The organism is Marinitoga sp. 1137 (assembly GCF_001941525.1).
GTDB classification, from domain to species: Bacteria; Thermotogota; Thermotogae; order Petrotogales; family Petrotogaceae; genus Marinitoga; species Marinitoga piezophila.
In genome coordinates this window covers 1531938-1546281 of the sequence record NZ_CP009471.1, presented here as the reverse complement: position 1 = coordinate 1546281, position 14344 = coordinate 1531938, and the positions used below count along the sequence as shown (strand labels likewise).

Here is a 14344-nt window from a genome sequence, read left to right as displayed (position 1 = left end):
TTATTTTATTTCAAATTTAAGAACTCCATCTTTGCTTTCTATTACAATAGTAACTTCTTTATCAATTTTTATTGTATCAGAATATGTTTTTTCATCTTTATCTAACTTGGCTTCGAATTTATAATCACCTTTATCTAGATCTTTTATTTCTACCTTTTTTCCGCTTTCTACATTTAATGATTTAACAGGTTTACTATCCTTATATAATTTTAAATTTATAGTTGTAGAGCTTCCATCTGTATAATATACACTATTAACAACTGCTATATTTACCTTACCTGAAAACATTGAAGTAACATCAAGATCCGTACATGATGAAACTGAAATTATTAATATACTTAGAAGTAAAAATATTCCTATTTTTTTCATTTCACACACCTCACTTTGCATTTTTAATTATTTCTTCATAGATCTGTGTAAACTTTTCAACGCTCATATTTAATGAAAGCTCTCCATCACCTGTATATAATTCATCTTTATATGTATCATATATAGCTACATTTTTATTTGATCCATATTTAATATATGCAAATCTTCCATATTGATCATAAAATTCTATATCCTGAATATTATTCAAACCTGCTAATCTTGTTGAATTTAAATCCAATACATTAAATTTGTATTTCTTTGCAAAATACTTAAACTTTGCATTATAGCTCAATTTTTCGTCTTCTGTTTGATAATTTACCACAAAATCAGATTCTATACTTGATCTTAAATCTATTTTATATAGATTATTACCTGTCTTTATTATTATATAATTCTCCGGTGAAATATAAATATCTGATTCATCGTTAATAATATCCTTATACTCTTCTGATAAATAATATATATTTACTTTTTTTGTTGCTGTTTGGGTTATATTACCTTCTTCTGGAAATTCCACTACAAACAATGGAATTGTGGTCTTTGCTATTACTACATTCGTTGCCCCTCTTGTTAAGTCTTCAATAACCATTGTAGATTCAAGTGTGAAATTTTTAAATACTGCATATGCAGAATTATCTTTTGAATATACATCATAAATACCTTCAAATGTTGCTGTTGAAACAGGTGATTCTGATATATCTGCATTACTTGCTCCAACAAGTTCTATATCTGTATCTTTTACTATATCCTCAGGAAATAAATCTATGGCACTTGTAGCTGTTGAGGTTAAATTATTTATAGATACAAGTGTTGCTATCTTTGAATTTGATAATTCACCATATAATAACTTATCCGTGTTTAATAAAAATGGTCCTTTTTTATTTGATAAATCAGGTATTAATGTTTTCTCTGATACAGAAACATTTGTTGCACCTGTAGATGGATTATATCCAACAACTTTAAGAACTATTTTATCTCCACTTTTTTCTTTCCATAATAATTTATTTCCAGGTAATACTTTAAAATACAATTTACCCTTATCCAATGTAATCTGCATTGATGTTGGTTGTTTTGAAATCTTTACATTGTTATCAAACATCAATAATTCATATTTATCTGTAGTAAATCCAAAAAGTTTTCCATTTGAATCAAATTGCAAAGGAGACCATGTTTTTCCGTTAGCCTCAACTCTTTCAGTATATAATTCTTCTGTAGAAATTGAATTTGGTAAATCTTTTCCTGCAGGATAAAGTAAAACTGTTCTTTTTTCATTATCTCCAAATTCAAAAGTTCCATTTACATAAACATTTCCATTTTCTTCATCCATTAAAACTGTATTTATATTCTGGGTGCTGAATTTTGTTAAAACTTCGCTATACCATAAAACCTTATCCAGGCCTGTTAATCTTAAATAGGATAAATTATTATCCTTATCTATTGTGATTAATCCAGAAACAACCTGATTCCCATCTTTATCATAACTTACATATAATCTGTTTTCATCTAAATTTATTAAATTTACATCTGGGTTTTCAATAAACGTTGGTTCTATAAATTCAACCTTTTCTTTTGTAACACAGCCAACAAACATTAACATAATCACTAATATAAAAATATAGATTAATTTTTTCATTCTTCACACCTCACTTTGTAATCATATTTTTTACTGCTTCTCTCTTTAACGATTCAACATCAACATTATTTAAAACCCTTATTACTTCCATCTTTTCATTATTTATTTTTGTTAAATCCAATATCCCATAAATAGGTTTATTTTCAAGGTCTGTACCTTCAAAATACATATATATTCCAAAGTCATCAGCAAATTTTGAATTTATTGTTTTAAACTTATATGGAATATTATTTCTTACAGCTAAATTCTTTAATTTTTCAAAATCAAGATTTACAGGTGTCATTAATCTAACTTGCATTTTATTACCTTTTATAATGAGATTAATATCTGCAGCATCTTTAACCTGTTCTTCCTGAACCTTTTTAAATTCTATTTTATATTCTGTTGAACTTGTTAAATCAAATCTTTTAATATATGATCCATCTTCAAGAGTTTTGTGTGGATCTGCTGGAACTATAGCAAAGAAATGTTTATTTAAAATCTTTTTTACTCCGTTATTTTCATTTTGTGGTTTTTCAAATAAATAAATTACCTTTTTGGTGAATAATGGATAATTATCCCTGTTATGAGGAACAACCAACACGGCATAATAACTTGCTTCGTTTTGATCATCCAGTGGAATTTGAACCTTATAATCTAAAATTATTTGAACCTTATACTTTATTGTTAAATCTGAAAATAAAATATATGTTTTCCCATCGCTATATATAGCACTTTCAATATTGTTTATTTTTATTGCCACATCTTTATTGGTTAATTTAACGCTTCCTCCAAGTTTTACATCAGAATTCTGTTCTATATCAGTAAAGAGCTTTAATTCTGTTGGTTTTGAACTACTTGCGTTTAAATTAAGATATTTTAGCTTGGATATATTTTCGGTATTATCAAGATAAACAATATATCCGGAATTTGACATAGCAATTGGATATGAAACCTTATTTGATAAATCATATAATTCTTTAACCCCTGTAACAGTTTTTATCTTCTGTCCTTCTTCAAGAGTTGCCGTAACCCCTAATTTACCAACATAAATTTTATTTCCTGATGAATATACAATAAAATTATTTATTATCTGATAATAATCATTTGCAGAAAATTTATCCAGTGTCTTATTTTCTTTATCAACCAATCTATAATAATCACCTGTTTCATAGTCAAATGCATATAATCCTGCATTAGCTGTATTTATGAAATACAACCATCCTGTATTATCCATTTGAATTGGTTGCCATGAACCAGGGAATTTTTCATTTCTTGAAGTTAAAACATTGATTTTTAAATTTATATTTTCTGCTTCTGCATCTGGAATTCTCAAAATAGGATTTGTATTGGCATTTTTTAATAATACTATTTTCCATATCTTTCCGCTGCTTTTACCAATAGATATGGAAAAATTACCTATTAAATAATAATTTCCTGCAGAGATTCTTAAAATATAATCAATGTTGAAATCTGTAAATACAGAAGGTATTTCTATCTCTACCCTTGGATTTTCTGAAATTGATTCATCATAAATTTCCAATATCTTCTTTCCTTCTGTACCCGGTATAACAGCTGCCTTTAAAAGGTAATTGGTGGAATTATCAACAAAAATCTTTTGCTGATCCCAGAAAGCTTCTGCTCTTGATAAATTCTTTGTTTGTGAAGTAGTGGACACATTATTTTTTTTACCTCCAAAAGGATTTAAAAACGCCAATGGACCACAACTGCTTAAAATCATCATCATTCCTACCAAAAGTATCAGTAATAACTTCTTCATTAATCCAGCCCCCTTCAAAGTTATTTATTATAATAATTTTTTATAATATAGTTTTCTGGAGTATTTTCACCTTCAATTTGAAGAGCATACATATATCCATCTTTACTTGAAATATACAATATACCATCCTTTACTATTGGACTTGAAGATATCCCATATCCGCTCTTAAATATCCAATCAATCTTATAATCTTTATTCAACGCATATACTTTAGAATCAAGGCTTGCAAAATATATATATCCTTTATCATCAAATGTCGGCGTTGAAATAATTGGTCCATCTGTTTTAAATCTGGTAATAAGCTTTCCTTCTTTGTTTATAATATATAGATAATGATCTAAACTTCCAAAATAAATATTTCCATTTGAATCAATACTTGCCTTTGTCTGAATAGAACTATTTGTTTTAAATTTAAATACCAGTATTCCATCCTTTGTCAGTTTATATAGATAATTATCATCGCTTCCAATATATATATTTCCTTCATTATCTATAGACGGCGACGATTTTACAGCACCACTTGTTCTAAACTTCCAGTTTAACTCTCCCTTTTCATTAATAGAATAAACATATGAATCGGAACTTCCAAAGATTATATTTCCATCATAATAAGAAGGCATAGACGCAATATAATCTCCTGTTTTAAATGTCCATAAAATTTCACCATTTTTATCTATTGCATATAATATTCCATTAGATGTTCCTATATATATTTTACCATTTTTTACAAGAGGTGTAGAGATAATATCACCATCTAATTTCAATGTCCAGATTAACGTTCCATCTCTGGTAATTGAATATAATCTTCCAGAAACATCTCCAAAATATATTATGTTATTATCCTCTGTATTCGGAGAAGCAATAATTTCTGAATTTGCAAGGAATTTCCATTTTAAATTACCATTTGTAGTTAATGCATAGAAATATTTATCATAACTACCAAAATATATGCTATTTCCCACTATCAAAGGTGTATTTTCAACCCAGCCCAGTGTTTTAAAATTCCATTTTATCTTTCCATATGGATTTATTGTTTTAAATGACCACACTGGCCCTTCCTTTACTCCATTTCTAACATCTTTTACAACAACCTTCCAGTAATATACCGTTTTTGGAGATAATATATGTTCAGGCGTATATTCAGATACCGGTGAATTTTCCACAATCTTTTTCAATTTATCCTTTTCTGTACCAAAATATAAATCATATACTATTTTATCTCCATCCATATCATAAGCCTGCCATTTTAACTTTGTATACAGCGAAACATCCTTTTGATTATCCTCTGGATAAGGATTATCAGGTCCCAACGGCAAAGAATTTCTTACAGTTACCAGCTTACCCATATTAAAGTTATCCCTTTTAAATGCAGGCCAATGTGCAAGAGAATCCAGATTTTTATCCTGAACATTTAAAACATAAAGAAATCCTTTTACATCTGCAAAAATAAGCTTATTATTAGAAAGTATGAGATTAGTTCCTATCATATCATTCATTTCACGTTTCCACTTCAAAGATCCTTCCTCATCAAAACAGTAAATAAAATGATCGTAACCTGCCATATATATATTTCCCAAATCACCTATTACCGGCGAAGACAACAATACATACTCTGTCTTATATTTCCATTTTAAAGAACCGTCAGGATTTATTGCATAAAAATAGTTATCCCAACCTCCAATATATACCACACCATTCCTATCAATAACAGGTGAAGATTTTATATAACTTTCTGTCTTAAACTTCCATTTTAATTCCCCTTCAAAGTTTAAAACATAAAGATTTCCATCTTCACTGCCAATATAGATATTTTCTTCCCTATCAAGTGCTGCTGTCTGGGATATTCTATTTTCTGTTTTAAATTTCCATTTTAAAGTACCATCTGGATTTATCGCATACAAAAATCCATCCCAGCTACCTATATATATTGTTCCATCTCTTCCCATTACAGGACTTCCGCTAATAGAATTATTAGTCTTAAACTTCCATTTTAAAGTTCCATCCGGGTTTATCGCATACAAAAATCCATCCCAGCTTCCCACATATATTGTCCCATCTATATCTATTAAAGGAGAAGAGGTTATTATATCCTGCGTTTTAAATTTCCAGATTAATTCACCTTTGCTATTTAATACATATAAATAACCATCATTGCTTCCAAAATAAACCAGGCCATTATAATAAGTTGGACTGGACCAGATTTTATCCTCTGTTTTAAATCTCCATAATAAAATGCCTTTAGAATTTATTTTATAGAAATAACCGCTATTATCTCCAACATAAATATTCCCTTCATTATCCAATGCAGGATTACCTTCAACTTTGTCATCCATAATAAATTTCCATTGTAAAATAGGAGAAAACTTTACCTTTATAATATATACCTTACTTTCCACATAATTTCCCTTACCATCTCTAACCCCTATTTTAAACCTATAACTTTTACCAGGAGATAAATATGAAATAACTATTTCATTCTTTTTATAATCTTCAATAATCTTTTTCATTTCACCATCATCATATCCCAAATATAAATCATAGGATAAATTATCGTTATCCTCATCTTTTGACTCCCATACAAATGTTGCATCATAGGAAATTTCCTGAGAAAGGTCAGGTTCCAATATAACAGGTGTAGATGGCGGATTTGAAGTAACAAATTCAAAAACATTACTAATATTCTTATTATTATTATCATCAATAACCTCTACCCTCCAATAATACTTAAAAGAAGGCTTTAATTTCTGTTTTAAATCAAATGTATTTAATGTGAGATTAGTTGCAACAGGAGAAAGATTATCTTTATCTTCGCCAAAATACAGATTATATTTTAATCTTGTACTATCTTTATCTCTGGCTTCCCATTTTAAAACAGGATTTAAAGATATATTTTTCTCTTCATTTAAAGGTTGAACAGCTACAGGTCTTTCAGGTTTATACAAAATTCTAAAGGCATAAACATCACTATCCACAGCATTAACACTATCAAATGCTGTAATTTTAACATAATATGTTCTTTTCCCTCTTAAATTTTTTAATTCGAAAGTAGGCTTAACAAGATTTTTTGCCGCTAAACTTAAAGAATTTTTATTTGTCCCATAATATACATTATAGGTTAAACCCTCATTATTTAAATCATATGATTTCCATATTAATTTAAGGGCTTTTTCAACAACAACAGAAGTATTGTTTTTAGGATAAACCAGCATAGGCTTCTGAGGAGGTAAATTCATATATCCTCTGTTTAAATATCCATAAGATTGTGTCCAGAATAAAGCATTATAATCAACATCTAATTTTGTATAAACTACTTTATCTTTTAAAGGAATAAAGATATTCTTTCCATCAAAGTAGATATAATCCAATAAAATATTCTCGGAAAGCTTATATCTATATACCTTTTTCTCCTTTAAATCCAACACATTTAACAATTTATCCTTTGTGCCAAACAATATTTTATCCTTAGCATATATTATCTGCGTAAAGATTTTTCCAATTTCATATTTTCCTATTTCTTCAAAATCCTTATTATATACATATATATTCTCATCTGTTGCAAGATAATAATTCAAATTATCATCAACCAATACGTTTAAAAGCACTTCATCATATTCGTTAGTCCATAAAATTTCACCATTATTATCAATAACATATAAATACTTATTACTGCTTAAAACATAAATCTTTCCTGTATTATCAGTGGCAAAATTTCCAACAGCACTACCACTTATCTTTGAAACCCCTAAACGGTTACCGTTGGAATCATATATATATATATTACCATTAGCATCGCCAAAAAATATTCTATTATTATAACTAATAATCAAATTAGATGTAATAGTTGCATTTAACCTCTTACTCCATTGAACTTCTTTATCCTTTAATTTAAATAATGTGCCAACATCTGACAAAACATATATTTCATTAAATGGGGTAATGGCTATAGATTTAATGCTCTCATTAAAATCATATTCAAAAAGTTTTTTCCCTTTAAAAGAATATTTATATAAAACAGAGCCATTGGAAAAAATTAAATTATTATCATGAGAAATAATAAAATTACTAAATAATGTAGAATTAAATCTTTCACTGTATATAATTTTTTTATCCTTTAAAGAGTAAATATATAACGTATCAATATCGTGATAATAAAAAAGATTATCATAAGATAAAAAAGATCCAAACAATTTATTATCAACGTCAATTGATAATAAATCTATAATCTGAGGAGCTAAAAATTCAACTTTATTCTTTTCATCTTCAGCAACCATAGCAGAATTATCAATATTATTAACAACAGGTCTATTATCAGGTTTTGTAAAAAAAGGCAAGGATAGATTACAACTAGAAAATAAAAACAAAGAAAAAATTAAAATTAAAAAAAAGAAATACCTCCTCATACACATCCCTCCGATTTTATCATTTTATCTTCATAATACTATTATAACAAATTTTTAGTTAAAAATACATATTCGAATAATAAATCGTCTAAAAAAATATATAATTTAACATAAACAAAAACCCCCAGTCTATGAGACTGGGGGAAAAATAAAAAGAGGGGCGCTACCTACTCTCGCATGGACAAGCCATACTACCATCGGCCCGGATATGCTTAACGGTCGGGTTCGGGATGGGTCCGCGTGTTCCCATATCCGGTATCTGCACCCCTCAATCTCTCATTCACATGTGCATAGTTACTCAATAAGGTCAAGGCCTCGGGCTATTAGTACCGGTCGGCTCAATACATCACTGTACTTACACCTCCGGCCTATCTACGTCCTAGTCTCGAACTGCCCTTACCTCCATATGGAGTGGGAAACCTCATCTCGGGGCCCGTTTCCCGCTTAGATGCTTTCAGCGGTTATCGGTCAGGTACGTGGCTACTCAGCTCCTGCTCCTGGCGGAACAGCTGATTTACCAGTGGTACCCTCACACCGGTCCTCTCGTACTAGGTGTGACCCCCCTCAAGTTTCCTACGCCCGCAGCAGATAGGGACCGAACTGTCTCACGACGTTCTGAACCCAACTCACGTACCGCTTTAATGGGCGAACAGCCCAACCCTTGGGACCTACTTCAGCCCCAGGATGCGATGAGTCGACATCGAGGTGCCAATCCGCGCCGTCGATATGAACTCTTGAGCGCGATAAGCCTGTTATCCCCGGGGTAACTTTTATCCGTTGATCGACGGCCCTTCCACTCGGATCCGCCGGGTCACTAAGACCGTGTTTCCACCCTGCTCGACCTGTCAGTCTCGCAGTCAGGCAGGCTTTTGCCTTTACACTCTCCTGTGGATTTCCAACCCACATGAGCCTACCTTCGCGCACCTCCGTTACTCTTTAGGAGGCGACCGCCCCAGTCAAACTGCCCACCTAACACTGTCCCATCAGTGCTCTTCACACTCAATGGTTAGTAACCCATCATGCTGAGGGTGGTATCCCACCGGCGGCTCCACCTACCCTGGCGAGCAGGTTTCTCTGCCTCCCACCTATCCTGTACACAACATGACAAGTTACAATGTCAGGCTACAGTAAAACTCCACGGGGTCTTTCCGTCTAACTGCGGGTACTGGGCATCTTCACCCAGTCTGTAATTTCACCAGGCCCTCCGCTGAGACAGTGCCCAAATCGTTACGCCATTCATGCAGGTCGGAACTTACCCGACAAGGAATTTCGCTACCTTAGGACCGTTATAGTTACGGCCGCCGTTTACCGGGGCTTCGGTTCGTTGCTCTCACAACTCCCCTTAACCTTCCGGCACTGGGCAGGCGTCAGACCCTATACTTCCTCTTTCCGAGTTCGCAGAGTCCTGTGTTTTTGGTAAACAGTCGCCTGGGCCTTGTCACTGCGACTCCCCGGTGCAGTTGCCCACACCAAGGAGCACCCCTTCTCCCGAAGTTACGGGGCTATTTTGCCGAGTTCCTTAGCGGAGGTTAGCCTGCTCCCCTTAGCCTTCTCAGCTCACCCACCTGTGTCGGTTTTCGGAACGGGCATGTATATACTCAACGATAAGCGAGGCTTTTCTTGGCAGCCGGGCTACCACCTCGTTGGACTTATGTCCTCCCCTTCACGCTTCAGACTCCAGTAGCGGATTTACCTACTACCTTCTCTGTCCTTTGCGCTTGGATGAGCGTGCCACTTGCTCACGAGGCTTCGCCTTCTGCGTCCCCCCTCTTATCTCGTATATACATGGCACTGGATTCTTTACCAGTTTCCCATCGGTTACTCCTTTCGGATTCACCTTAGGTCCCGGCTTACCCTGGGCGGACGACCCTTCCCCAGGTACCCTTGGGCTTTCGGGGGGAGGGATTCTCACCCTCCTCTCGTTACTCATGCCCACATCCGCTCTTGTGCTTCGTCCAGTAATCCTCACGAATTACCTTCTCCCTACTGCACAATGCTCCCCTACCAATCCGCAGATTCCGCAGCTTCGGCGTACGGCTTCAGCCTCCTTACATTTTCGGCGCAGTCCGCCTCAACCGGTGAGCTGTTACGCACTCTTTTAATGATGGCTGCTTCTAAGCCAACATCCCGGCTGTCTCTGGCAGTCCACTACCTTTCACACTTAGCCGTCTCTTCGAGACCTTAGCTGGCGGTCTGGGCTGTTTCCCTCTCGACCATGGAGCTTTTCCCCCACAGTCTGTCTCCCGTACATCAACTAACGGTATTCGGAGTTTGACAAGTTTCGGAGGTTACCCCCCTACGCCTATCAGTGCTCTACCCCCGTTAGTCTTGTACGAGGCCGTGCCTACACACGTTTCGGGGAGATCCAGCTATCACCAGGTTCGGTTGGCTTTTCACCCCTATCCACAGGTCATCCGAATGCGTTTCACTGCATACCGGTTCGGGCCTCCATTGCGTTTCACCGCAACTTCACCCTGCCCATGGATAGCTCACCTGGCTTCGGGTCTGCATATACTGACTATCCGCCCTCTTCAGGCTCGCTTTCACTTCGGCTTCGCCTCTCCCGGCTTAACCTCGCCAGTACATGCAATTCGTGGGCACATTAATCAAAAGGCACGCGGTCACTCCTATGAGCTCCCACTTCTTGTAGGCTTACGGTTTCAGGTTCTCTTTCACTCCCCTCCCGGGGTCCTTTTCACCTTTCCCTCACGGTACTTCTACGCTATCGGTCGACGGGTAGTATTTAGCCTTGGATGGTGGTCCACCCTGATTCACGCAGGATTCCTCGTGTCCCACGCTACTTGGGATCATAATCCAGCCACTCACATGTATTTCGCCTACGGGGCTTTCACCCTCTCCGGCATACCTTCCCAGGTATTTCGGCTATACATGCTTCGTGACCGAGCCTCGTGCTGTCGGCTCCGATTATGTCCCGCTACCCCATACTGGCAACGGCAGCACCCTTTTACACCAGTATGGTTTGGGCTCCTCCCCTTTCGCTCGCCACTACTCAGGGAATCTCTCTTGATTTCTTTTCCTCCGGGTACTAAGATGTTTCCCTTCCCCGGGTTCGCCTCCCTTTCGGGATCTTTTGGGTTCCCCCATTCGGACATCCACGGATCTACGCTCGCTTGCAGCTCCCCGTGGCTTTTCGCAGCTTGCCACGTCCTTCTTCGCCTCCCGTCGCCTAGGCATCCGCCGTAAGCCCTTTTTACCTTGACCTTATCTTTCACTATGCACTTGTCAATGAGCTGGTGGGCCCGGGTGGACTCGAACCACCGACCTCACGCTTATCAGGCGTGCGCTCTGACCACCTGAGCTACGAGCCCAAACTCCTTCACTACTGAACAGAGACACCCATTCCTTTTTTCTCCTTAGAAAGGAGGTGATCCAGGCGCACCTTCCGGTACACCTACCTTGTTACGACTTAGCCCCCCTCGCTGACTCCACCCTCGATAGCTGGCCTCCTTTCGGTTAGCCTCACCATCTTCGGGCGTTTCCAACTCGGGTGGCTTGACGGGCGGTGTGTACAAGACCCGGGAACGTATTCACCGCAGTGTGGCTGACCTGCGATTACTAGCGATTCCGGCTTCATGCAGTCGGGTTTCAGACTGCAATCTGAACTGGGGTAGGGTTTCTGGGATTCGCTCCACCTCTCGGCCTCGCTGCCCTCTGTCCCTACCATTGTAGCGCGTGTGTCGCCCAGGACATAAGGGGCACGATTACCTGACGTCATCCCCTCCTTCCTCCGCCTCGTCGGCGGCTGTCCCGTTAGCGTTCCCACCCTAAGTGCTGGCAACTAACGGCAAGGGTTGCGCTCGTTGCGGGACTTAACCCAACACCTCACGGCACGAGCTGACGACGGCCGTGCACCACCTGTATAGGCTCCCGGTACCGAAGTACCGGGTCCCCTGCATCTCTGCAGAGTACCACCTATATGTCAAGCCCTGGTAAGGTCCTTCGCTTAGCTTCGAATTAAACCACACGCTCCACCGCTTGTGCGGGTCCCCGTCAATTCCTTTGAGTTTCATCCTTGCGGACGTACTCCCCAGGCGGCCCACTTATCGCCTTAGCTTCAGCACGAACGGTACTACCGCTCACACCTAGTGGGCATCGTTTACGGCTAGGACTACCCGGGTATCTAATCCGGTTTGCTCCCCTAGCTTTCGGGCCTCAGCGTCAGGTTTGCCCCAGGAGACCGTCTTCACCACCGGCCTTCTTACCTGTATCTACGCATTTCACCGCTACACAGGTAATTCCGTCTCCCTCTAGCAACCTCAAGTCTAACAGTTTCAGACGCATTTCCCTGGTTGAGCCAGGGCCTTTTACATCTGACTTATTAGACCGCCTACACCCCCTTTACGCCCAGTGATTCCGGGCAACGCTCGCCCCCTACGTATTACCGCGGCTGCTGGCACGTAGTTAGCCGGGGCTTTTCCTTACCTACCCTCATCAGATGGCCATTCCCTACCATCCTTATTGTTCGGTAAGTTCAGGAGTTTACGTCCCGAAGGACTTCTTCCTCCACGCGGCGTCGCTGGATCAGGGTTCCCCCCATTGTCCAATATTCCCCACTGCTGCCTCCCGTAGGAGTGGGACCCGTGTCTCAGTGCCCCTGTGGCCGGCCACGCTCTCACGCCGGCTACCCGTCGTCGGCTTGGTAGGCCTTTACCCTACCAACTACCTGATGGGTCGCAGGCAGCTCCTCCAGCCAAGCCTTAGCTCGCTTTCCCCTCTCGGGCTCATCCGGTATTAGCCACCGTTTCCAGTGGTTGTCCCGGTCTGGAGGACACCTTCCTACGCGTTACTCACCCGTTCGCCACTAGTACTACAGCCCGAAGGCTGCCTCCTCGTTCGACTTGCATGTGTTAAGCACGCCGCCAGCGTTCGCCCTGAGCCAGGATCAAACCCTCCATCCAAGATTTCGAGTTCGATCTTAACTCTTTGAATCTACTTCCGCTGGGTGTCTCTGTTCACTTGTCAAGGAGCTTCTCTTCCTCTTCTCTTTTTCTTCCAGACGCTCTCACCCGCGTCCGAGTATATATATTACCACCTTTCTTCCCATTTGTCAACTTACAAATCTGTTAATTTCGTTAAGCGTTAGTGAATTGATTTCTTTTTTTCGTTGTTTGTTTTCTATAATAAGCTTTATTCCTGCATTATAACATAATGTTTTAATTTTTCTATTTTTTCCTTATCACCAATTACAACCAACGAATCACCTTTTTTTATAACTAACTCTGATTTCGGATTAAACTGTGTTTTCCTATTATTTCTTACTGCTATAACAACTAGATCTATTTTTTTAGGAATTTCCAATTCTCTTAATTTTTTTCCTATCATCCAGCTATTATCCGGTATTTTTACTTCTTCAAAATTGAAGTTTTCTCCAAAATCCATCTGAAAACTTTCGAAGAATGATAATACATTAGGTCTTAACACCATGGATGACATTCTTTTTCCTGTTATTTCAGGTGGCAATATTACATTATCTACACCGGCATATAATAATTTTCTTAATTCTTCTGCGTCATTTGCTCTTGAAACAACATATAATGCTGGATTTAATGTTTTCGCAGTAAGTGCAATATACAGGTTATCTATATCACTTGGTAATGTAAGCAATAATCCTTTTGCATCAAATATATTTGCCTTGATTAGCACATCTTCTTCTTTGGCATCTCCTATTATGTAATTTAGATCTTTATATTCATCACGAGACAATAGTTTTTCTATCTTTTTTTCATCATCTTCTATTACTACATGCGGAACACCGTTTTTCATAAAATCATCAATTATATATTCTCCAGTTTTTCCACCACCAACAACAATATAGTGATCAGAAATATTTTCCAATCTTTTCATCATTTTCAAAACCCCCAATATTTTTTTAAAGTCTCCTTCTACAAATAACGCTGTTAGAGAGGATATTAAATATAATACTACAGATATACCTGAAAATATTAACAACGCATCAAAAACCTTTGTTACATTGGATATTTTATACGGCATTTCATATCCCACTGTGGAGAGGGTTATTGCTGTTACATAAAAAGCATCAAAGAAACTCCACTTTTCAAGTATCATAAAACCTATTATCCCTATTACAAATATTATCATTATAATTGCTATTGATACTGTTATTTGCCTGAAAAATTTCTTATATTCTTCCATTTCCTCCCC

The 14344-nt window shown here is 37.4% G+C and carries 5 protein-coding genes, 1 tRNA gene and 3 rRNA genes; all 9 read right to left on the bottom strand.

From position 1 onward, the window contains the following. The 9 genes from LN42_RS07380 to LN42_RS07340 all read right to left on the bottom strand — a co-directional run bounded on the left by LN42_RS07380 (position 1) and on the right by LN42_RS07340 (position 14335). Positions 1-369 carry a hypothetical protein gene (locus tag LN42_RS07380; protein ID WP_014296891.1) on the bottom strand — a complete coding sequence of 123 codons (369 nt, stop codon included), beginning with the start codon at positions 367-369 and terminating at the stop codon, positions 1-3. A gap of 10 nt (positions 370-379) precedes the next feature. Continuing rightward, a complete protein-coding gene (locus LN42_RS07375) occupies positions 380-2002 on the bottom strand; it encodes a hypothetical protein (RefSeq protein WP_075780646.1) in 1623 nt (540 codons plus the stop codon). Between the two features lie 10 nt (positions 2003-2012). Further along, positions 2013-3761, bottom strand: coding sequence for a hypothetical protein (locus LN42_RS07370; RefSeq protein WP_014296889.1), 1749 nt, complete (start codon positions 3759-3761; stop codon positions 2013-2015). Positions 3762-3781: 20 nt separating this feature from the next. Beyond that, positions 3782-8161, bottom strand: coding sequence for a PQQ-binding-like beta-propeller repeat protein (locus LN42_RS07365; protein WP_075780645.1), 4380 nt, complete (start codon positions 8159-8161; stop codon positions 3782-3784). A 155-nt stretch (positions 8162-8316) separates the two neighbouring features. Further along, a 5S ribosomal RNA gene (gene rrf, locus LN42_RS07360) occupies positions 8317-8430 on the bottom strand. Positions 8431-8464: 34 nt separating this feature from the next. Then, positions 8465-11383 (bottom strand): 23S ribosomal RNA (locus LN42_RS07355). A 30-nt stretch (positions 11384-11413) separates the two neighbouring features. Continuing rightward, positions 11414-11490, bottom strand: a tRNA-Ile gene (locus LN42_RS07350). 49 nt (positions 11491-11539) lie between these two features. Continuing rightward, positions 11540-13080: ribosomal RNA gene (locus LN42_RS07345) — 16S ribosomal RNA — on the bottom strand. The 16S, 23S and 5S rRNA genes sit together here with 1 tRNA gene alongside, the layout of an rRNA operon. 229 nt (positions 13081-13309) lie before the next feature. Continuing rightward, positions 13310-14335 carry a TrkA family potassium uptake protein gene (locus LN42_RS07340; protein WP_014296887.1) on the bottom strand — a complete coding sequence of 342 codons (1026 nt, stop codon included), beginning with the start codon at positions 14333-14335 and terminating at the stop codon, positions 13310-13312. Positions 14336-14344: the final 9 nt, after the last annotated feature.